The organism is Flavobacterium sp. FG139, from assembly GCF_057809695.1.
The window spans coordinates 77686-100997 of the sequence record NZ_JBMDKL010000010.1 but is presented as its reverse complement, the minus strand read 5'-3'; the positions used below and the strand labels follow the sequence as shown (position 1 = coordinate 100997).

Below are 23312 nucleotides of genomic sequence, written 5' to 3'. Positions count from 1 at the left end.
ATAAAAACTACAACTCAAAAAGTTGTAGTTTTTACGTTTAATTTAGTCAAAAGTAAATATTGCTTTACTTTAAAATGTCAAATGATAAATTTTAAGTCATATACTACCTTTTTTCAAAAACAATGGCTTTTGCATCATTTACATCTATCATAAAACCTAATCCTTTAGAAGCGTTAAATTCAAGTGTAAACCCATTTGCTGTAAGATTTTTAACAGTTGCATTATCGAAAATTGGACCTGCTGACGTTATAAAGTTGTCAGGAAAAATATAGTAAGTACTAGACCCATTATCTTCAGAGCTAAGACAATCTTGATAATAATTGTAAGTAACTATTTTTCCATAATTAAATGCTTCTATATAATCAGTTTTTGTAGGGCACTGCCCTACAAAAGGCACAACAGATCCGTTAGTTCTAATAACTGATTTAAAATTCCACTTACCAGCTAAATTTTGATAAGTAAGAGGTAAAGAAGCTGGTGTACTATCTTCACTTTTACTGCATGAAACAATGAGAGAGAGTGATAATAAAATGATTATTTTTTTCATAGTTTAAGTTTTTATAATTTTAATTTATTAATCTAAATTGGTTGTGAAAGAACAAAAAAAATTAAGAAGTTCTTTAAAAAAATGAAGTGGACTATACTTAAGTTTTATATAGTCTTGACTAAATCAATCTTACCTAAAATCATATAAAAAAACATATTAAAATTGCTAAAAATATAAAAATTAGTGCATTAATAAATGAATAACTTGTTTTAAAAAATAAATGAATAACAATATTAGTTAAAATAAGAAAAATTGAAATCATAATCATAAAAACAGTTATTATAGACCATGGATAAATAACATCTTTAAAAATTAATTTATATATAAATACTGATAAATCATAAAATAAAATATTAAATAAAGAAAAGTAATATCCAAATAGCCATATAAATGTATTTATTATTAAATATGACATTGTAATTTTTATTTTATTAATTTCCATGATGAAACTGTTTTAGAGTTAATGTTGTAAAAACCATAATTACCTTTTATAATGAACGAATTAAATTTCAAACCATCTACATTCATTTGCGGCATATTAAAAGTTGTGATTTTGTAGCCTTTAAATGATTTAATGCCCCTATCATAATAATCTCCTGTTATAACTTTATTTGCCTCTATTATAATATAAGCATCATCTTCAATTCCTGCTAAATTTCCTTTCCAAGTTGGATGAACTTTAAATTTTGTAGGACTAACTTTTTCAATATTTTTTATTCCTTTAGAAGCATCTTCATCTAAGAAATTTAATGCTTCTCCAGAAATTGTATCACCAATTCCCATTGAATTTAGCTTTTTTCTAAGTGTATCTTCAACAGTACTAATTTTAGGCTTTTGTTGCTCATTACTACTATCATTTTGATGCATCAAATGATTAAATCCACTAACAATCAATCCAGTAACTGCACCTTGCCAAAAGTTTCCTCCACCTATTGCACTACCTGCTCCACCAACAATTGCACTAAAAGCTAATGTCCCTACAGCTCCAGTACCAGCTCCAATTCCCTTAAAAGCTAAAGTTGAGGAAGCAACACTACCGTCAGCATTGAATGTGTAACTACTTCCTCCTTGCCAAAAACTAGCTCCTATACTACTTAAAGCGCCTGAGGCGAAACCAGCCCAAAATTTACCACCTGTAGCAGCACTAAGTCCACCTTGAAAAACACCATGAGCTAATGCCGAAACAGTTGCTCTAGTATAAAAGTTTCCAATGGTTGAACAAGCTGTGCCAATACCAGCAGTCACAGCTATACTTACACCAGTAATCACAACATCTACTCCTACACGCCCCCAGTCAATAGGTTGATGTAATAGTAAACTAGAATAAATAGAGCCTACTAGTGGTATGCAACTTGCCAAAGTTGCGATATTAAAAACATTTCCTGTTACATCGGTATACTTCAATGGATTATTTACACAATAACCATATCTATTGTAATTTTGAGTATTGTAAGGATCTTGTATAAAATTATCTGCTTCCAAAAAGCGGTGCAAACTTGGATTATACAAGCGCGCATTCATATTGATTAAACCAACATCTTGCAAATGCTCGTGACCTGTATAACCTCTATCAAAGAACGTCATTTTAGCTAGCGTAACACCAGCACCATCTTGCACTTTAGTTACAAAACCCCAAGGATCAAAAGCACGTTTTTCTATTAACCCTCCAGTGGCATTTGTAATAGCTAAGATACTACTTTGATAATCTCTATGCAAATAAAAATAATTATATGTAGTTCCATCACTTTTCAACACCAATGGAGCATTATATGCCGAACCACCAATATATGTAAGAAATTCTACAGTGGTAGGAGATGTAGTGCTAGTAGTAGGGAAAACTGCGTTAATCTCCATACTACCATCTGCGCTGTAATAGCGTCTTTTGGTACGAGCTAATTTATCAGTTGCATTACTACCATAATACATTACACTTCTTTGTTCATTGTTACTGTAGCCAAAACTAATTTTAGTTAAATTAGATGTGCTACTAATTTGAACAGGTGCTTTAAAAGCATTATAATTAATACTTTGTACAAGACTGGAAGAAGTCGTAATAGGGTCATTTTGTGCGGCAACCACAGAGGTGTTTTGATAAGGTTTGTTTGCACTACCATAATTATAATATCCTACCCTATTGCTTGTAATTCGTCCACGGTCGTCATAATTTTGGATGTTTATGGATACATTATCAATTTGAAGATTATCAACATAAAATAGTGCGTTCGGTGCAACTGTTCCTCCACCATTACTACCTGATGGACTATCAATATCTACCACAAACTTTAAAGTTAACTTGGGGTTTGAAACAAAATTAGTTGATGTGTATTGCGCATCAAAAACACCGTTTTCTAAAGTACCTACAAGCACTTCATTTGTTGAGAGTGCATTGCTAGGATCGGTTTCAACCATCACTACATCAACAATAACATTTGGAGTTCCTGTTTTACCAGTAATAGTTGCTTTTATTCGTAATTTATTCCCCGTGGTTATATTTATACCAGTTAATGGACGTTGGGCATAACCATTATTCAAATTTGCTTTTAATGTACCTGTAACGTTACTGACTGAGCCTGTGCTACTAGTAATACTTTTCACAAAAACAAATGAATCGGTTGTGGTGTTAAAAGGCAGTGATAATAGTGTACTTGTATTACCTTCCCAAGAAATAAGTCTATCCAATGAATCATAAGCAAAGTTTTCTTGTTGGTCAAACAAACTATTGTAACGCGAAGTTAAATTACCTAATATAGGTTCAAATATTGTATTAAGTTTCATTACATCAGTCGTTCCTAATTTATGTTGAAATTGAGAAGCATATCCATATTGGTCAAAAGTATTAGTAATACTAATTCCGTTACCTAAAGAAGCAGTTAATATATTTCCTCTCTCGTCAATTGTATTAGCTTGCCATAGATTTGAGGAGGTTAAATTATCTTTAATTTGATTTTCTACACCATTATTTGAAGAATAATTGTGTTTTATAGCCTTAGTACTTGTTTTTCCAAAAGCTGTTGCAGAGTTTGTTTCAACATCTATTCTACTAAAAGAGTCAAAAGAAAATTGTTTTGTAAAAATTGCAGTTCCAGAAGGCAACAAATTTTGTGTTTCTACTGTTTTATATAATCTTCTTTGTGGGTCATAGGTGTATACAAAAGAGCTATTTCCATCGTTCGGATTTGTAACCGTCATCGAGTCTAACAATTTGCTAGTAGTGTTGTAAGCAAAGGTACTTACTATATTTGTAGCATCGGCAGTAGTTAATCCTTGTGTAGATTTAGAAAGAACTCTACCGGTTAAGCCGTCATAAGTATAGGTACTAATTCCTTTAGGAGTTCCTTCAGTTTTAGTTTCCCCATAAGCATTATAGCTATATGTATAAGTTCCTGATGAAGTATCAATTAGTTGTGTCTTTCTTCCCCAATTATCATACGACATAGTGGTTTTAATACCATCATAATCAGACTCTAAAAGATTAGCATTGGCATCATATTTAAAAGATATAGTACCTCCTGGTGAATCTGTTGTTGTAGTAACCTGTCCATTTGAATCAATAGTTTTTGACTTACTCATTACTGAATCATTAACAGTCACAGTCAATCCATTGTAAATGGTGTTTACTATTTTCCCAGTAAATGAAGTTACAGTAATAGGTCTGCTATAATCATCATAAGCATAAACAGTCCATTGAGATGGTGAGCTACCACTGAAAAAAGGTTCACTAACTCGATATTTTCTTCCAAAAGCATCATATTCAGTAGCAACATAAGTCAATGTACCGTTTAGGTTTTTACTTCCTTTTCGTATTTCTCGAGACAAAATATCCTGCTCTATAATAGAACCACTACCATCAGAAACTCCTGTTGCTGTTGTATTAGTTACAGATGTAGTGTAGACATTATTTATCCTACTATAAGCATAATTAGTTCTTAAATTCAAAATATCATCAGTTATACTAGTACGTTTTCCCCAATTATCATAGACACTTGTTGTAGTTTGATTGAAAGGGTTTTTAGCAACCAACACAGTACCGTATAGTGGATGGAAACTTACATTGGTGGTAACTAATAATTCTGGGTCTGTAACCGTACTTACAAATCTGTTGGTTGGGTCATAAGTATATGAAATCTTTCTAGCAATAACATCATTTACACCAGCAGTAGTTCCAGTGGCACTCACTTCCTTATCTTTTAATAATCCGTTCGAATAGTAACTCATGGTTTCAACCATGGTTATTGGGTCTAAAACTGTTGTACTTCCGTTTACATAAACATTATTGTAAATATGATATACATTACCATTAATATAATCCATGCTTTGTACCGATTTTTTAACGTCCCCATACGCTGATGTAGTAGTAGTTATTTTATTAGGACGCCCTATATAATAATTACTACCTGTTCCAAAACTAGGAACATCATATATTGTCTCTTTAATAGTAGATGATTGAAGAGTAGTACCTAAATAACTATTATTAGTAACTTTTGTGAGAAGATAATAGGAGTCATAACTATCATAAACTGTTTCTTTAACTACTCCTGTTAAATAATCAGTTGTTTTTTGGTTTTGTAACAATATAGAGTAAGGAATTACACCTTGAGCTGAGACCGTATAATTATTCTCTGATTTACTCAATATTCCGGTTGTTAAACTCAGTGGAAATGAAAAATTTGTTGTACTCGGAAACAAAGTATATGTTACTTTTGTAGCACCTCTTAATAGTGGATCAATTTCAGTTACAGTCCATACTTTTTTATCAGCAGGTGAGTTATACCAAGCACTTCGTGCCGATTTTTTAAATCCAATACTGCCAACTCCATCAAGTTGAACAAGGTAACCGTTGTATTTAAAATCTTGAAATTTTAAAATTCCTAAAGTGGTATTTGTTATTTTACTAACTAATTTATTACTTGGAATTTGTTTGATTTCTAATAAAGGATAGTCAACTGAATTGTTAGAAGAATAAAAATCAGAAGCAATACCCAAACCACCATTAAAAGTACTGCTTTGCATTGGTTTGTAAGTGATTTCATCAACAATAGCACCATTGGACTGAGTTACTTTTTTTAGTGAATTTTCAAACGTAACATCTTTTGTAAATTCAATATAGCTGATTAATTTAGCAAAACTACTACTGCCGTGATAACGAATCATTAACATATCACTCGACAATCCTTTATATTTAACATCTGCTACTAAAGGAATAGGATAACTATTATCATCACTTACATGATTTTGTGGTGAGTTATAATTATTATAAAAGCTAAGTGCACCAGCTTGATTATTACCTATATTGTTAACGTAAGAAGAAATAGTCCATCGTGAATTTCGATTTGTTGGGTCAAAAAAGCCACCCACGTCATAAACACCTACTGTAGCTTTTACTAAATCGGTTTTACCATCTTTATTAATATCAAGGGCGTAAAATAAATTAGTATCATCCCCTATTTGTTTAATATAATCTGTAATTATGTAAGATTGCTTTGTAAAAAAAGTCCCTCCAGTTGGACTAGGATTCCCATAATACACGTTCCATAGGTTACTATCAGTACATACAACTGCTGGAATTGTCGTAGTAACTCCATTATTTGTTACGGTATAAGCAGGACTTGGTATACAATTTCCGCCAGCTTGAGGTATCATTACATCTGGTTTTCCATCACCATTATAATCACCAAATAGCAAGGGTTTATCAGTAGCAAAACTGTCAAAAACACCTTGTCCAATAAGTTCCAATTCAATCCATGGAGCTGAATTAAGTTGTTTAAAACTTACTACCTTATAACTAGAGCCTGTTAAAACTAAAACATCTGCTTTTCCATCAGAATTAAAATCCATAACATACTTTTTGTCTCCATACAAATAAATATTTGGTGTTGGGATGGAACAATTTCCTGCAGTATTTACTAAATTAGAAACATTTGGATTTAAGTTCACTAATCTCACGTCATTATAAGTAGGATAGTAAACATGGGTCCATACACATGGGTTTGGATTTACGGGTTTACCAACTGTTGTTGGGGCAACTTGCCCATAAAAATCTTGTTCAAAATGAGAAAATATTAAAACTTCTGAAATTCCATCTCCATTAAAATCTCCTTCAAGATACTCATTACTGTGTTTAACTGTTGATGCTGGCATTGCAGCCAAAGGCTCTGCTTCACAGCCATTAAAATAAGTATTTGCATTATCAAATGGAACATTTTTAGTATAATCTAAAGCGACCGTATTAGAACTTATATTTAATTTATGAATTTTAAAAGCTATATTATCTATAGTTTCATCTGCATAAACAATTGATTGAGATTGATTTAGTTTATTATTTGTTAGTGTGGTTGCTGCAAATTTTTGCCTTGTTGGCGCTGAGAATGGAAGTATTGCACTACTTGTTGAGTTTGAAAATAAATTGGTATATAAGTTACTACTTTCAACAACATCCATTTTTCCATCGCCATCAAAATCTCCAGTTATTTGTGCACCATCATTTATGTTGTAGATATCTGTAGATATTGTTGTCATTTCATTGACAGAATCACTTGTAGCGTTATATTCAAATAAAACTGGATTTGCCTCTTCACCAGCACCATTATACTCCTGAACTTTTGTAACACGTTGATAACCCAATTGACTATCAGTAGTATGTGTAAAACGATATTCCTTAAACAAAGCACTATTGGTATAAACCTTTATATTATTTAATAATTCAGGCTTTTCAATTAACATTCCTTTGAAATAAGCTCTTTCAGTTCTATCAGCTGTAATGTATGTAAATTTGATATAATTTAATGGTGTGATATTACTATTTGTATTAGCACTGAATTGAATAGTATCAATACATAAGCTTTTGTTTAGAGGCTTGCTATAATTGTAGAGCATAAAGTTTCCATTTGCATCTTCGTATCTTACAATGTAGTAAGCAGATAAATCTGTTGCGTCCATACCACCATAATTTCCATACCATGATCTAGAACCATCTGGAGAAGTAACAATGAAATACATATTTGCTCCAGTACCCATTAATTGTATTTTGGAATTACTCTGTACCTCGGTTTCATATAGAGAACCATCCTGCCAGTAAGTAGACCCTGATTTTACAATAAGTCTTTGCCCATCAAGTGCTAATTTATCATTATCATCAAAGTCAACACCATCTCTAAATCCATCAACATCTTGACGAGTTGCAATTCTACTAATATTAGAAATACTACTTATATTCCAACCTTGTCCTGCAATACCGTTACTTTGTCCACTTGCATATACGACATTAATAGTTGGCCCAATATTATTTATACTTGGCGGCAAAGCAATAGGCAATAAATAGGTGGCTTGACCTGAGGCAGAAATTTCCAGTTTACCTTGTGTATCGTGATAATTTTGTGCTATTATAAAATTAGTAATAAATAATATACAAAGAGTCAAATGAAATTTAACACAGTTTAATTTAGTTTTACCAAATGGTTCTACTTTTATAGCAGTTTTTGTTTGCAAATGCAAACTTTTTGTTAATTGCAATTTCATATTAATTATTGTTTGATGATTTTAAAAGTTTTTTCTTCTCCATTTTTATATAAAAAAGCGACAAAATAGATGCCTTGAGGGTAGTTTTCAAAAGACAAAGTATAATTGTTAACATTATTTAACTCTTTATAGTCCTTAAGAAGAACGCCCTCGATATTAAAAATAGAGATAGTAGACAATGTGATTTCATCAATTGTCTGCCATTCCATATAAAGCTCACTTTTTACAGGATTCGGAAAGTATTTTACATCTTTGTAGATTGGATTATTTTGCAAACTTGAAGTAGAATCCATTTTGCTGGCAGCAACAATTTGAATTTCTACGTAAACAGCTATCTGATTTCCTGCTGCGTCATAACTAAAAAGTGTTTGTTGTCCAAAGGTTAAAGTTGTGACGAAAAAAAATAGTACTAAAATTTGTGATTTTTTCATTTTTTTAGAATTTAATTTTGTTGTCAGCAAATCTAAATTCAAGCATATTCATTAACAAACAATGCTTATCGAAATTCGGGAATTTCTAGCTTTAAAAAATAGTAAGGCACAAAATACCAGATTTTTTAATGCAATAAAAATTTAATAATTCAATAATTGATGATAAACATATAGCAGATAATATGGATTATTACTTTAGATTTATACAATAAGGAAAAACAATTTTGATGAAAAAAAGGAAAAACATTTAGAATTTAATAAATAAATCATATTATTGTTTATCAAATTAACTATTCAGTTTAGCCCTAAAACTGGTTAAAAATTAACTTTATGAGATTTATTAGATTTCTAAACCTACTACTTATCACTATTCCAATTTTAACTGTTGGGCAAAAACCAAATAAAGACTTAACTAAACTCAGTTATGATGAATTAAAAAATTACTATTTTAATCCAAAAACACCCAAGAAAGATTTAATTAATTATGCCAATGCATACTTAAGTAAAGGTAAAATTGAGAATAAAGAAGAACGAATTTCACGAGGATTTTATTTTAAAGCTCTTCTTTATTACGATATTGACCGCAAAAATGCTATAAAACTGTTAGACAGCGTCATAAAGTATTCAAAAAATGGTAATGACGCCTTTTTTCCAGCCGCAGCATATTGTGAAAAAGGAAATCTTTTGGTGAAAATGCATTTATTTAAAAATGCCTTAAATAATTTTAATAAAGGTGAGTCATATTCAAAAAATAATAATATTGATTATTACTATATAATCAGGGAAAACATTGCCATTACAAAATCAGAGAATTTAGGTGAAGTTAATGAAGCACTCAAAATTTATAAAGAATGTTATAAATATTATAAAACGAAAGATATTCATGATGAGAAATACTCATCTGCTTATTTGTCAATTATATTTGGTATTGCCGATGCATATAAATCATTAAAAAAAGTAGACTCATGCTCTTATTACAATAATGTAGGGTACAAGGAGTCTAAAACGACTCAAAATAAAAATTTTTTATCGCTTTTTATTTTGAATGAAGGGGCTAATCAAATTCTTAGAAAAAATTATAAAGCAACAATTGACAGCATTAATATTGCACTTCCTGAAATTATCAAAAACAAAAACACAATCAATGTAATTGCTTCATATTATTATTATGGAAAAGCCTATGAAGGTCTAAATAATAAAAAATTAGCTTTGACCTATTTCAAAAAAATAGATTCAATCTATCAATTAGACAAAAATATTATTACACCAGAATTTACAGATGGGTATAAGTTTTTAATATCATACTACAGAGGGAAAAATGATAGAGAAAATGAATTGAGATATATAACAAAATTCATGTCAATAGACAGTACATTAAATAAAAATTATAAAGAGTTAGATAAAGTACTGCAAAATGATTATGATATTCCTCACCTAATAAAAGACAAACAAGTATTAATAAATGATTTAGAAAATAAAAGACAATATTATTATTGGGCAATCATCCTTTTATTTAGCATTATTATATCACTAATTTTTAATCAAAGACGTTTAAACAAAATCTATAAAAAAAGATTTGAAAACTTAGTTTCGGAAAATTTTTCAAATCAAGTTCAAGAAGTATCAAAAACAATTGAAAATAAACAAATCAATATTATTGAAGATAAATCGATAGGTATATCTAGTGATATAATAGATCAAATTTTGGAAAAATTAAGTGAATTTGAATTAAAAAAAGAGTTTCTAAATTCAAACATAACCATTCAGTCACTAGCCGATTCCTTTAATACCAACACTAAGTATTTATCTAAAATAATAAATCATTATAAAGGTAAAACTTTCATCCAATATATGAATGATCTTCGAATTGATTACGCTATAGAGAATTTACATAATGATAGACGAGCCAGAAAATATACTATGCAAGCACTTTCTTTAGAATACGGATTTAATAATTCAGAATCTTTCAATACCGCATTTTATAAAAAAACTGGGATTAAGCCTAGCTTTTTCATAAAAGAACTAGAGAAAGTGTAATTTACAATGATTTAAATTTCAGCAAACTACGTTTAAAAAAAAGTCGAAATTCAGGAATTTCGATACAGAATTGTTTTTTTTTCATTTACAATTCGTCAAGACTATTAAATTTGATAACTTAATTTAAAAATTAAAAATTATGAACACAAAAAAAGAAAGTAAATTTTCATTAGACAAATTTGAAGTTGCTAAACTGAAAAATCCTAGAGTTATAACTGGTGGACTTGGTGATGGCGGCGTGATTGGTGGTACTGGAAATGCTGGTGCTAATTCTTCTGCTAAATGCGCAGAACCAACGCCTACACCGTAAGAGTTACTTTTATTGATTTTCAAAACTCTTACTTTTATTTACATTATTTAAGTAAGAGTTTTTTATAATTTAAACAAACTAAGAAATGCATAAATATTACATTTTCATAATAATCTTGTTTTCCATTAGCTGTAAATCTACAAAAGAGGTACAATCTAATCCAACAAATAATACACTTGGAAATACTTCAAAAAATTGGTATCAAAAAGATTTTACTTTAGATAATATTCCAGGTATTTCGCTTGAAAAATGGTACAATGAAAACACAAAAAAAGTTAAGAATAACATTATTATTGCTGTAATTGATACTCAAATAGATTTAGAGCATGAAGATTTAAAAGATCAAATTTGGACAAATCAAAAAGAGATTCCGAATAACAAAATTGATGATGACCAAAACGGTTATATTGATGATATAAATGGGTGGAATTATACAGGAACTATGAGTGGAAATTATGTTGTATGGACTAACTTCGAATATGTAAGAATATTAAAAAAGTGGGGGAATTATTTTGAAGGCAAAACAGAAGAACAAATAGATAAAAAAGATATAGTAAATTTCAAAGAATATCAAAGAGCCCTTAAAAAATATAAGAGTAATAAAAACTACTACTCTTTTTGGCTTAAATCAATGAAACACGATGTAGATGTGTATCCAATAGTTAAGGATACACTAAAATATTTTTTCCCTAAGGAGGATTATACTTATGAACAATTAGATAGTTTGTATAAAATTCATAAAATTAATGATAAAAGTTATAGAGAAAGACGTGATGACAATGATAAAGATTTAGGTGCGTTAATTTCGTATATGATGGGTAATATTGAAACAAATCAGAGAAAATTTGAAGAATTGAAAGATGTTGAAACTCAAGTAGACTCCATTGTAAACAAAAATCTTAGTTTAGATTATAATGATAGAGCACAAATTGGTGATAATCCCGATATTTTAGAAAAAGGTTATGGTTCAGATAAATTAAATCAAAAAATAACAGGTATTCGCAGCCTTAATGGACATAGCACTGAAGTCTCTGGAATAATTGCAGCAAATAGACAAAATACAATTGGTAGTAATGGATTCAGTAATAATATAAAAATAATGCCTCTTGCAATATCGGCTTCAGGTGATGAAAATGATAAAGATATCGCTTTGGCAATTTATTATGCTGTCGATAATGGTGCTAAAATAATTAATATGTCATCATACAAAGAATTTTCATTACACAAAAACTGGGTATTTGATGCATTAAAATATGCAGAAAAACATAATGTTTTATTTGTACATATTTCAGGTAACGACAGTGTTAATCTTGACAAAAGTCCTGTTTATCCTAATGATAATGATTATACCAGTGATACCGAACTTTGTAATAATTTTATAAATGTTGGAGCAACAACAAATAAGTTAGATGAAAAATTTGTGGCAACCTTTTCTAGTTATGGCAAAAAAAATGTAGACTTATTTGCTCCTGGAAGTGATATATATACTTTAGCACCTGATAATAAATATACTTATGATAATGGTACATCTTTAGCAGCTCCAATGGTTTCTGGAACAGCTGCCTTAATTTGGCTTCATTATCCTAATCTTACCGTACAGGAAGTAAAAAAAATCATTTTAGACTCCGGAACATCATATGATGTTGATGTATTAGTACCCGGAGGAGAAGGACAAAAATTGCCTTTTAAAGATTTATCTAAATCTGGTAAAGTCTTAAATGTTTACAATGCTATGAAAATGGCAAAAGAAATGAGTAAAAATAAAAAATAATGTCTCAATTTCATGTTTTCCCTTTTAACAGATACGTATTAAGGACACCTGCCTTTCCAATTAATAGTTATTTTGAGTTAATGGAAAATTATACAATTGAAAAGCTCATCAGATTTTATGAAGAACCTTTTTTAAAAGAAGCTATTCAAATTGCATCTCCTGAATTAATGAATATTTTGAATAAATGGGACTTTTTATCAGTAGAAAATAAAGAAGCATTAGAAATTACTTTGTTAAAATATTGTGCACGAATTTCTTCTCGTTGTACTCCATTTGGAATATTTGCTGGATGCTCCGTTGGCACATTTCAAAGTAATCTGTCCATGATCGGGCTAACAACAAAAGAACATTTTTCAAGAGTTACTCAATTTGACATGCATTTTTGGGTATCATTGTTGCAACATTTTTCTAAAAGAAAAGAAATAAATCATATACTGACGTATTATCCAAACAATTCTATTTATTCAATCGGAGATTACTTTAGATATAATGAATACAAATATGTCAAAACTCATAGAGAGCATAGTATAACAGCTTTGAAAAAGTCTGAATATCTAGAAACTGTATTTGAAAAAGCCAAACTAGGCATTACCATTGATGAAATGCTTTTGTTACTTGCAGAAAATGAAACCGAAAAAGAAGATGCTTTAGAGTTTATATATGACCTTATCAATTTTCAATTTTTAGTTAGTGAATTAGACGCTACTTTAACTGAAACAAATGAGTTTAAAAGAGTGTATTCAATTTTAAAGAAATCACCCTCTATCGACAATTTTCTTGAAATATTACAAACTATTGAAACTGAGCTTTCGGAGTTAGATAGTACAATAATTCCCTCTGAAAATAAATATAAAGAACTAAAAACGCTATTACTAAAAACAGGAGTTGAATACGATGAAAAATATTTATTTCAAACAGATTTGAACACATCAGCATTAACCAATAGCTTGAATAGTACTTTAAATATAAAAGTTAAAGCAGCACTATCATTTTTGAATTCCATTCAAGCATCTTATCAACCAAAAAATCAAAAAGCTTTTATAAATGCATTTGAAAAAAGATATGAAACTAAAGAAGTCCCACTTACAATAGCTTTAGATACTGAAATAGGAATTGGATACTTACAAAACACATTGATGAATGACACCAATCCTATTTTAGATAAATTCACTTTTAAAAACAATGAGAAGGCAGCACTTTTACAAAATTGGTCTCCAAATGACTTTATTTTGGAAGCAAAATTGCAAAATGCAAATGCAGAAAACAGCAATGTAATAATTCTTTCAGAAAGTGATTTTCCCGATTCAGATTCGGATTTTAATAATGTACCAGTTACATTTTCTGTTATGGTTGAGATCATAAAAAACGACAACCAAGAAACTGTTTACATAGATTCATCTGGGGATGTTAGTGCTGCAAAATTATTAGCTAGATTTTGCAATACAAATGAATCTATATATGATTTGACTAAAGAAATAATACAAAAAGAAGAATCCTTTTGTAAAGATAAGATATTGGCTGAGATAGTTCATATTCCCGAATCACGTACAGGGAATATTTTACGGAGACCAATATTAAGAGACTATGAAATTCCATATTTATGCAATTCAGCAGTAAAAAAAGAATTTCAGATAGAAGTTTCAGATCTAATGGTATCCGTAAAAAACAATCGAATTGTATTAAAATCAAAAAAGTTTGATAAAGAAGTAATACCATGTTTGTCAAATGCACATAATTATCATAAAAATTCGTTACCTATTTATCATTTTTTATGCGATTTACAATTACAAAATTTGAAACCAATCTATAGCTTCAGTTGGGGAGTACTTGAAGAACATTACAACTATTTTCCTAGAGTTATCTATAACGACGTCATACTATCAAAAGCGAAATGGAAAGTCACTAAAGTTGAAATAAAAGACTTCTACTCGCAATATGGGGTGAAACTATTTGAAAACTTTACAATGTGGAAGAATAGCAGAAATATACCAAAATATGTGAATTGGGTTCATTTTGATAATACTCTTTTACTCGATTTAGAAAAAGAAATTGGAATTCAATTATTTCTTAAATCAGTTAAAAATTTCGAAGAAATTATTTTGCAGGAGTTTTTAATTAATGAGGATTCAATTGTAAAAAACACCATTGGAGAATCGTTTACTAATCAAGTTATAATGTCATTTTATAAAGAAAAAGTTTATTAACTTATGAAAAGAGATTTTTGTATCGGTAGTGAATGGTTGTATTATAAAATATACACAGGTGTAAAAATAACGGATGTTATTTTGATTGAAAAGTTGTATCCAATAATTTCATCCCTAAAACAAAACTCTTTAATAGATAAATGGTTTTTCATTCGATATAAAGATAGCGATGAACATCTCAGATTAAGATTGCATTGCAATTCTGAAACTTCAGTTAGTAATGTTATCAGTTCGTTTTACCCAGTTTTTAATGAATTAATCGAATCGGATATTATTTGGAAATTACAAACCGATACCTATCAAAGAGAAATTGAACGGTATGGAGAAAATACCATTGTAGATTCTGAAAGTCTGTTTTATTTTGATAGCGAAATGATTGTCGAATATCTTGCAATTAAACCATCCTTTATAAAAGAAGAAACGCAACTCTTGTTTAGTTTTTTGACAATAGATAATTTTTTAAACTCTTTTTCATTAAATAATACCGACAAATTGGCTTTAATGAATGAATTGCAATTGTCATTCAAAAAAGAGTTTCAAGCAAATAAATTGTTAAAAAAGGAATTTGATAAACATTATAGAGAATTATTAAATGATGTTAATCGTTTTTTAACAAATAAAGCTGCTGAGGAATATTCGGAGCTTTATAGTGTTGTAAATCAAAAAAATGAAAAAATGAGTTTAATAATTCCATCCCTTGTTAATAAATTGAAGATTCCATTGTTTAACTTTTTACAGAGCCATATACACATGACAATTAATAGACAATATACTTCAAAACAAAGACAATATGAATGTCTGATTTATGACCATTTACACCGATATTATAAAACCGTTGAATTCAGACCAAATTATAACTAATTGAAAAAATTTCCAAATTACATACAAGCCGATTCCAAAGACTGTGGTGCTACTTGCTTAAAAATAATAGCAAAACATTATGGAAAGATATTCAATATACAAAAGCTTCGTGATTATAGCGAGACAAATCGAGAGGGAAGTAATTTGATGTTTTTAAGTAATGCTGCTGAAAAAATAGGGTTTCGTTCTTTAGGAATAAAAATCAATCTAACAAAATTAAATGAAGTTCCTTTGCCATGCATTTTACATTGGAACAAGAATCATTATGTAGTATTATATAAAATCAAGAAAAATGTCTTTTATATTTCTGACCCAGCACACGGATTAATTGAATATTCCAAAGAAGAATTTTTAAAATTTTGGATTGGAAACAATGCAAACGAAACAACGGAAGAAGGAATTGCATTACTTTTAGAACCAACCCTAAAATTTCATCAATCGGAATTTGAAAGTGACTACAGTAAAAAATTAGGTTTTTCTTTCCTTTTTAAATATGTCAAACCGTACAAGTCCTTTGTTATTCAATTAGTAATAGGACTTTTAGCTGGTAGTTTATTACAAATCATTGTGCCTTTTTTAACCCAAAGTATTGTTGATGTCGGAATACAAAATCAAAATATTCATTTCATTTATTTGGTGTTATTTGCACAGTTATTTTTATTTTTTGGCAGAACAGCATTAGAACTTATCCGGAGTTGGACATTATTGCATCTTTCCACCCGAATCAACATTTCACTCATTTCAGATTTTTTTATCAAATTAATGAACTTACCTATTTCATTTTTTGATGTTAGAATGACAGGCGACATCATGCAGCGTATTAACGACCATCACAGAATCGAAAGAATATTAACTACATCGTCCTTGAGTGTATTATTCTCTGCTATTAACATGATTATTTTGGGTGGTGTCTTGGCTTATTACAACTTAAAAATATTCACAGTTTTCTTTATTGGAAGTATTTTATACTTTGTTTGGGTGACATTATTTTTAAAAAAGCGTGCAACACTCGATTATAAGCGATTTTCTGAAGTATCTCAAGAACAAAGCAAAGTAATTGAACTTATCAATGGAATGCAAGAAATTAAATTGCACAACGCTGAGAAGCAAAAACGTTGGGGTTGGGAATATATTCAAGCTAGATTGTTTAAAGTATCAATGAAAGGGTTGGTACTCGAACAAACTCAAAGTATTGGTTCAAATTTTATTAATGAATTAAAAAATATTATCATTGTTTTTTTATCTGCAAAACTAGTTATTGATGGCGAAATAACTCTAGGTATGATGTTGGCAATTAGCAGTATTGTCGGTAGCTTAAATACTCCAGTTTTGATGTCAATAAATTTTATTAGAGAAGCACAGGATGCCAAAATATCATTAGCAAGATTATCTGAAATTCACGATAAAGAGGATGAAACCCAACAGGAACAAAACCAAACACACGATATACCACAGAATTCAGATATTCTAATTAAAGATTTATCTTTTAGGTATATTGGCTCTGATGTAAATGTTTTGAATAATCTAAATTTAACTATTCCTACCAATAAAATAACCGCTATTGTAGGAACTAGCGGAAGCGGTAAAACTACCTTAATGAAACTATTATTGAAGTTTTATGACCCTCAAAATGGGGTGATTAGTATTGGTAAAACTCCACTTAAAAACATAGCTCAAAAGACTTGGAGGAATCATGTTGGTGCTGTAATGCAAGAAGGGTTTATATTCAGTGACACCATTGCAAATAATATAGCCATTGGGGTTGATGTAATTGATAAAGAAAGATTAGTATATGCTTCTGATGTAGCCAATATAAAAGAGTTTATACAAGATTATCCATTAGGTTATAATACTAAAATTGGAATGGAAGGAGTTGGAATGAGTACAGGACAAAAACAACGTCTTTTAATTGCAAGGGCTGTATACAAAAATCCTGAAATGTTATTTTTTGATGAGGCTACCTCTGCCTTAGACGCAAATAATGAAAAGGAAATTATGGAGAAACTGGACGTTTTCTTTAAAAATAAAACAGTAGTAGTAATTGCTCATCGTTTAAGTACGGTTATGAATGCTGACCAAATTGTAGTTTTAGAGAAAGGTAAGATTGTTGAACTTGGAAATCACAAAGAGTTAGTAGATTTGAAAGGAAGTTATTTTAAGTTGGTCAAAAATCAATTGCAGTTAGGAAGTTAATAGTATGGAAGATAAAAACACCTCATTTGAACTTAGAAGCGAAGAAGTTCAAGAAATACTTACTCGTGTACCGCATTGGTTAATCCGATGGGGTTCTGTGGTTGTTTTTAGTATTATCCTGATGCTTTTTTTTGTTTCTTGGTTAGTAAAATATCCCGATATTGTTACTAGTAAAATTGTGATAACAACTAATGTACCACCTCAAAAATTAGTAGCTAAAACTATGGGGAAAATTGAAACAATTTTGATAAGAGATAAAGCCATTATTTTAAAAAATACTCCGATTGCAGTCATAGAAAATACAGCTAATTACAAAGATGTATTTTTATTGAAAAGTATTGTTGATACTTTTAGTATTGACAAAAATAGTTTCCCTTTTGATAAATTAAAATCTGCTCAATTGGGGGATATAGAAAGTAGTTTTGCTGTATTTCAAAAAGAGTGTTCGGTCAGTGAATTAAACAATAAATTACAGCCTTTTAAAGTCGAGGGAAAGGCTCAAAGTTATGAAGCCATTCAATTAAAAGAACGTTTAAGTTTATTACAATCACAAAAAAGTATTAACCAAAATGAACTAGAATTACAAAAAAGTGATTTAGATAGGTACGAAACACTTTTTAAAAAGGGAATTATTGCCTCACAAGAATTAGAAAAACATAAACTAACTTATTTACAAACGGAGCGGAATTACAAAAGTTTGCTCAGTTCTATATCACAAATTAAATCATCTTTGAATGATTTAAACAAGAATAGTAAAACAACTCAAATAAATGAAAACAAAGAGAATGTCAATTTAGAGCGTAATGTAATACAGGCTTTTTATGGACTTAAAAAAGCTATTAAGGATTGGGAACTAAATTATGTTTTTCGCTCATCAATTGATGGTAAAGTATCGTATTTACAACTTTGGGCAGAGAACCAAACCGTAAATTCAGGAGACAATGTTTTTGCCATTATTCCAACCAATGAAAATGAATTTATTGGCAAAGCAAAAGCTCCAGCAGAAAATTCGGGTAAAATTAAAGTAGGTCAAAAAGTAAATATTCGATTAGCTAATTATCCCGATAGAGAATTTGGTGTGGTACGAGGAACTATAAAAGCCATTTCTTTAACACCTGATAAAGATGGTAAAATTCTAATTGATGTTTCATTACCAAATGGATTAATAACATCTTATAAAAAACATATAGTATTCCAGCAGGAAATGAGCGGTTCCGCTGATATTGTTACAAAAGATTTGAGATTGATTGAACGTTTTTTATACCAGCTAAGGGATGGATATAAAAAATATTAATATGAAAATTTTATTTTCACATTAATATTTACTCTTTTAATCTAAAAGTATCTTTTTTAATTTGATGATAATTTTGTTTTTAATACATTTGATAAAATAAATTTTAAATAAATTGAATACATAAATATTATTCTTGTTTTACCATAAGCGTTAGCTATTAATCTTGTTACTCGAAATCGCCAATTTCATTATACTCAACAAAGAATTAATAAGTGAACGCTCACGTTGTGGCGTGGGCTTCTCTTTTCTTGTTGAGTGGGTGTTTGGCGATACCTGAGTGACGGTAAGAGTTTGTTCCCACGCTTTTGGTTTTTTTAATCAATTTTAAAAACTCTTTGGGACTGGGGTTAAACAAAAACTTTTATGAAAACACTATTTCAAAAATCAATCGCCCTTATTTGTCTTTTTACCATTTTTAGCTGTTCAAAAGATTCGCCAACTAATCAAACCTCTCCATGTCCACAAGGGTTTACAGGAGCAAATTGTACAACTAAAATAACTCCTTCAAAAATAAAAATTACAAGTATAGATATTACCAATTATCCAGTAGTTGATTATAACAATGGAAATATTGCTTGGGATGCAAATGAAGTTGGAAATGCCTCAAGACCAGATATGTTTTTTGCCTTATATCAAAATAGTAATTATGTTTATGTTCATAATTATGTATTTAATGATTCTGATCCAAGTTTAGCACATACTTTCACATTAATCAATCCAATTACTATAACGTCAATTAATGCTCCAATAATATTAGAATTAAGAGATTTCAATCAATCAAATAATACTTATGATATAATGGGAAATACTTTACCTTCTTTTATATATAATGCATCAGATCTAACATTTCCTTCAACAATAACACTCTCAAATACAAATCAATTTATTTCGGTAGTCTTACATCTATCTTACGAATGGTAAAACGATTTGTTCTTAACTTTAAAGCGAAGCATAATGCTTCGCTTTTGTTATTTTTCGATATTTTTTTATATTTTTTTAAACTTTGAATAATTTACTATCTAAAAAAAGCATGTTGAGAAATACGTTTAGCATTCTCCGCTTTTTCAACTTTCACGTAATTTGCAAATACCCTCTCCGATTTATGTCCACTAATAGCCATAATATCATGAATTGGCATTCCCGATTTGTAAGCGTTCGTACAAAAAGACCTTCTTGCAGTATGTGACGAAACTAGTTTATATTTTGGCATTACATGTTCAATTTCCTTCCCTCCTTCTGTTCTGGTTAAAGTATGACTTTGTGTGATCTTTGCTCTTTTACAAATAGCTTTTATGTGTTTATTGACAACTGTCTTGTGAGTGTATTCTGGGAGACTTCCTTGCCTTTTGTTGATAATATCAGTCACAATTGTATTCAATGGTATAATAACAGCATTAGACGTCTTTATTTGCTTTATGTGAAAATACTTAACACTATCTTCCGTGCGTATTACCTCAGTTTGTTTTCTAAGCAATCCTGATAAATCAGAAATCCGTAATCCAGTATAACATCCTATTAAAAAAATATCTCGAACAGTGTCAAGTAAATCATCTTTTAAATCCAATTCCTGAATCCTTTTAAGTTCTTCAACCGTAAGATATACATGATCTATTTCCTCAGTCATTTTAGTGAAATAATTTTTCTTATATTCACTATTGCTATGAATTCCTTCATCATAGGCAAATCCTAATATTGTTTTGAGTTTTTGTATAATTGTTCCAATGTAATTTTTAGAATAATTCTTTTCGGTTAAATACAATATATAATCATTGTAAAACTCCCGATTACAATCGTTAAATGAAAACCTCTTTAATTTTCTATTTGCAATGTACTCCTTTAATCTTGATAGTCCAGTTTTATAGGTTTTTAAGGTTCCAGTGGTCAATATCTTTTTGGTGTAGGGACTGTTGTTTTTAGAATAATAAACTAAAAACCATTCGTAATAATCAATTAAATTATGCTTTGGGGCAGTTGAGCTATTTGATATTTCAACTTTCTTACCAAAAGCTTCATTCATAATTTTTAGAGCCATCATTTCAGAAAGATCATTTTCATCAAATGACAAAATTGATTTATTGAATTTGATAAGTGATTCTGATAATTTCATGTTTATATCTGCTGCACCCAATACCGAAGAAGGTAATTTGAGACGTTCTTTTTTGGAATCCCATTCCTTCAAATTAAGAATGGTAAAACCTGTTGATGTTCTCAATCTAATGTTTCCATTTGAGTTTCTGTATTCAAAATTTATTGAATAACTTTTTGTACTTTTACGAAGATAAAATCTAATTTTCATCGGTTAACTTTTTTTAAAAAGATTACTATTGTAATATTAGATTTTGGTAAATTTTAATCAAAATTTTGTGACCGTTTTTGTGACCATTCTGAACCATTTGTGTCCATTTGTGTCCACTACAACAAAAAATCAATTATAAAAAAGCCTTTAAAAACGTCGAGTTGACGCTAAAATCATAAAAAAACATGACCTAAAAACCCTTCAGTCGAGGTCACTTAAGAATGAAAAGCTCTGACGAAAGTCAGGGCTTTTTTTGTATGACTTTTTAATGCTGAGCTCGCTCAGTAAATTAAAAAGGCATACAAAAAAGTTTTTTCAATCTCTGATTGAAAAAAAGGCTTTTCATTTCCACTACGCAGCTTTTCTGGAACAACGAAGTTAATCCAGTAGTACTAAAAACAAAATCTCTGATTGAAAAAGGCTTTTTATTTCCACTCCCGTAGTCTCATGAGGAGCATATTGTGGAACAACGAAGTTAATCCTGTATTACAAAAGATGAAATCTCTTGTTCTATTGTAGTTGGTGATTTTTTAAAAACACTATCGTTTGGAAGTCCATCATCTGCCTCATCACCCTCATTATTTTCAAAATTGATGGCATAACTAATGGCTTCTTTTTTTATTGTTTCACAATCTGTCCATCCAATAATTTTTATACTACTATCAATAGCGCTGATTCTTTTCCCAATATAATGAGACACATAACACTTGTTTTGCGCATCAATACGTAACGTTATAAGTTGTTCTTCTACTGTATCTTGATGGTCGATTATAATTTTGAAGGTGGTTGGCGATTGATAATCACCGTAGATTTCAAAAGAACGCAACACTACTGTACCTTCTCCCAGAAATGTATTCAATCTAACCGCCGAGTTGGTGGTGGTTCGTGCAATGATAATATCAAATGATGCCATAAATGAAAAATCATAAATATAACTATTATAAAGCTATTCAGACTTATTCAATCTGTATAATTTGCATTAGAGCTATACTATTTAACTAAAAATTAGGTTATAAGATAAGTTAGGAGTGGTACATTATCCCCTAAACTAATCATTAGTATTTCAGTAGTAACCAAATTCAAACCACCATGAAGCGTATACTTTTTATTACACTATTACTCTTTGCAGCAGCTGCAACAAATGCTCAAACTACAAATTCAAATGAAATTACTTCATCTGGAAGTGCCAAATCTAAAATTAAACCCGATATCGCTCGATTTGAAATTACAGTTCTAAAAGAAAATGAAATTGAAAAAGATGCCATCAAAGAACTGAACGAAGAGATTGAAAAAATCAAACTATTGCTAGCCAAAATAGGCTTTACTCCTTCTCAAATCAAAATTTCTACTTATAAAATTTCGAATGAAAACAAGTATTCTAATAATTCGAAGTCGTTTACAGCTACAAATACCTTGGTCGTTGAATTCAAAATTGACAATAAAGTCATCAATCAATTTTACCAAGAACTTCAAAATGGAAACTTTACCGATCTAGAAGTTGCCTTTGATTCTTATTTATCAGTAGATCTTGAAAAAGAATCGCGCAAAAAATTACTACAACTCGCCATTACTGATGCCAAATACAATGCCGAAAACATCGCTGCTGCCTTAGACCTGAAATTGGGAACTGTAAAACACGTTTCTAAAGAATTTGGAGAAATTCTTGGAGTAACTAATATGAAATTGGGTATGCCAAATATTAAAGCAGATGCACCTACTAGTGCTGGTCCGAAAACCTCATTTGACTCGTTTGAAATTGAAGAAATATAGCTGGAAGAAAGTATTGTAATTGTATTTGAAATTGCAAAAAAATAACTTCCAATGATACGTTAAATAGAACGCTTCAGAGCATT

At 29.8% G+C, this 23312-nt stretch carries 14 protein-coding genes; 9 read left to right on the top strand and 5 right to left on the bottom strand.

All coding sequences use genetic code 11. From position 1 onward, the window contains the following. Positions 1 to 103 precede the first annotated feature (103 nt). The 3 genes from ACODSI_RS10145 to ACODSI_RS10135 all read right to left on the bottom strand — a co-directional run bounded on the left by ACODSI_RS10145 (position 104) and on the right by ACODSI_RS10135 (position 8493). On the bottom strand, positions 104 to 547 hold the full coding sequence (locus ACODSI_RS10145; RefSeq protein WP_488916737.1) for a hypothetical protein: 444 nt from the start codon (positions 545 to 547) through the stop codon (positions 104 to 106). A 423-nt stretch (positions 548 to 970) separates the two neighbouring features. Continuing rightward, positions 971 to 8062 (bottom strand): RHS repeat-associated core domain-containing protein, encoded by a 7092-nt coding sequence (locus tag ACODSI_RS10140; RefSeq protein WP_488916736.1) that lies wholly within the window; start codon positions 8060 to 8062, stop codon positions 971 to 973. Positions 8063 to 8067: 5 nt separating this feature from the next. Then, positions 8068 to 8493 carry a T9SS type A sorting domain-containing protein gene (locus tag ACODSI_RS10135; RefSeq protein WP_488916735.1) on the bottom strand — a complete coding sequence of 142 codons (426 nt, stop codon included), beginning with the start codon at positions 8491 to 8493 and terminating at the stop codon, positions 8068 to 8070. A gap of 330 nt (positions 8494 to 8823) precedes the next feature. On the opposite strand from ACODSI_RS10135, the gene ACODSI_RS10130 reads away from it, so the two are divergent. The 8 genes from ACODSI_RS10130 (at position 8824) to ACODSI_RS10095 (ending at position 20084) form a co-directional block, all read left to right on the top strand. Then, positions 8824 to 10530 (top strand): helix-turn-helix domain-containing protein, encoded by a 1707-nt coding sequence (locus ACODSI_RS10130; protein ID WP_488916734.1) that lies wholly within the window; start codon positions 8824 to 8826, stop codon positions 10528 to 10530. A gap of 139 nt (positions 10531 to 10669) precedes the next feature. Further along, positions 10670 to 10840, top strand: coding sequence for a hypothetical protein (locus ACODSI_RS10125; RefSeq protein WP_488916733.1), 171 nt, complete (start codon positions 10670 to 10672; stop codon positions 10838 to 10840). Between the two features lie 85 nt (positions 10841 to 10925). Continuing rightward, positions 10926 to 12611: a S8 family serine peptidase gene (locus ACODSI_RS10120; protein WP_488916732.1), complete on the top strand. Its 1686-nt coding sequence runs from the start codon at positions 10926 to 10928 to the stop codon at positions 12609 to 12611. Then, positions 12611 to 14815 (top strand): lantibiotic dehydratase family protein, encoded by a 2205-nt coding sequence (locus tag ACODSI_RS10115; RefSeq protein ID WP_488916731.1) that lies wholly within the window; start codon positions 12611 to 12613, stop codon positions 14813 to 14815. Before ACODSI_RS10120 ends, ACODSI_RS10115 begins: the two co-directional genes overlap by 1 nt. Positions 14816 to 14818: 3 nt before the next feature. Next, a complete protein-coding gene (locus ACODSI_RS10110; protein ID WP_488916730.1) occupies positions 14819 to 15676 on the top strand; it encodes a thiopeptide-type bacteriocin biosynthesis protein in 858 nt (285 codons plus the stop codon). Further along, positions 15677 to 17869, top strand: coding sequence for a peptidase domain-containing ABC transporter (locus ACODSI_RS10105; protein ID WP_488916729.1), 2193 nt, complete (start codon positions 15677 to 15679; stop codon positions 17867 to 17869). It abuts the gene before it with no gap. Positions 17870 to 17873: 4 nt separating this feature from the next. Next, positions 17874 to 19163 carry an HlyD family secretion protein gene (locus ACODSI_RS10100; protein WP_488916728.1) on the top strand — a complete coding sequence of 430 codons (1290 nt, stop codon included), beginning with the start codon at positions 17874 to 17876 and terminating at the stop codon, positions 19161 to 19163. A gap of 363 nt (positions 19164 to 19526) precedes the next feature. Continuing rightward, positions 19527 to 20084 (top strand): hypothetical protein, encoded by a 558-nt coding sequence (locus ACODSI_RS10095; RefSeq protein ID WP_488916727.1) that lies wholly within the window; start codon positions 19527 to 19529, stop codon positions 20082 to 20084. A gap of 94 nt (positions 20085 to 20178) precedes the next feature. On the opposite strand, the gene ACODSI_RS10090 is transcribed toward ACODSI_RS10095, so the two are convergent. Together ACODSI_RS10090 and ACODSI_RS10085 are read right to left on the bottom strand one after the other, a co-directional pair. Next, positions 20179 to 21459, bottom strand: a complete 1281-nt coding sequence (locus ACODSI_RS10090) for a tyrosine-type recombinase/integrase (protein WP_488916726.1) — start codon at positions 21457 to 21459, stop codon at positions 20179 to 20181. Positions 21460 to 21934: 475 nt separating this feature from the next. Continuing rightward, entirely contained in the window at positions 21935 to 22372 is a 438-nt protein-coding gene (locus tag ACODSI_RS10085; RefSeq protein WP_488916725.1) for a hypothetical protein, read from the bottom strand. A gap of 176 nt (positions 22373 to 22548) precedes the next feature. On the opposite strand from ACODSI_RS10085, the gene ACODSI_RS10080 reads away from it, so the two are divergent. Then, a complete protein-coding gene (locus ACODSI_RS10080) occupies positions 22549 to 23229 on the top strand; it encodes an SIMPL domain-containing protein (RefSeq protein ID WP_488916724.1) in 681 nt (226 codons plus the stop codon). The last annotated feature ends 83 nt before the right edge of the window (positions 23230 to 23312 follow it).

Coding starts and splice junctions, on each gene's coding strand:
- ACODSI_RS10085 (WP_488916725.1), bottom strand. CDS start 22,372: ATGGCATCATTTGATATTATCATTGCACGAACCACCACCAACTCGGCG.
- ACODSI_RS10110 (WP_488916730.1), top strand. CDS start 14,819: ATGAAAAGAGATTTTTGTATCGGTAGTGAATGGTTGTATTATAAAATA.
- ACODSI_RS10080 (WP_488916724.1), top strand. CDS start 22,549: ATGAAGCGTATACTTTTTATTACACTATTACTCTTTGCAGCAGCTGCA.
- ACODSI_RS10095 (WP_488916727.1), top strand. CDS start 19,527: ATGAAAACACTATTTCAAAAATCAATCGCCCTTATTTGTCTTTTTACC.
- ACODSI_RS10140 (WP_488916736.1), bottom strand. CDS start 8,062: ATGAAATTGCAATTAACAAAAAGTTTGCATTTGCAAACAAAAACTGCT.
- ACODSI_RS10100 (WP_488916728.1), top strand. CDS start 17,874: ATGGAAGATAAAAACACCTCATTTGAACTTAGAAGCGAAGAAGTTCAA.
- ACODSI_RS10135 (WP_488916735.1), bottom strand. CDS start 8,493: ATGAAAAAATCACAAATTTTAGTACTATTTTTTTTCGTCACAACTTTA.
- ACODSI_RS10145 (WP_488916737.1), bottom strand. CDS start 547: ATGAAAAAAATAATCATTTTATTATCACTCTCTCTCATTGTTTCATGC.
- ACODSI_RS10115 (WP_488916731.1), top strand. CDS start 12,611: ATGTCTCAATTTCATGTTTTCCCTTTTAACAGATACGTATTAAGGACA.
- ACODSI_RS10120 (WP_488916732.1), top strand. CDS start 10,926: ATGCATAAATATTACATTTTCATAATAATCTTGTTTTCCATTAGCTGT.
- ACODSI_RS10125 (WP_488916733.1), top strand. CDS start 10,670: ATGAACACAAAAAAAGAAAGTAAATTTTCATTAGACAAATTTGAAGTT.
- ACODSI_RS10130 (WP_488916734.1), top strand. CDS start 8,824: ATGAGATTTATTAGATTTCTAAACCTACTACTTATCACTATTCCAATT.
- ACODSI_RS10090 (WP_488916726.1), bottom strand. CDS start 21,459: ATGAAAATTAGATTTTATCTTCGTAAAAGTACAAAAAGTTATTCAATA.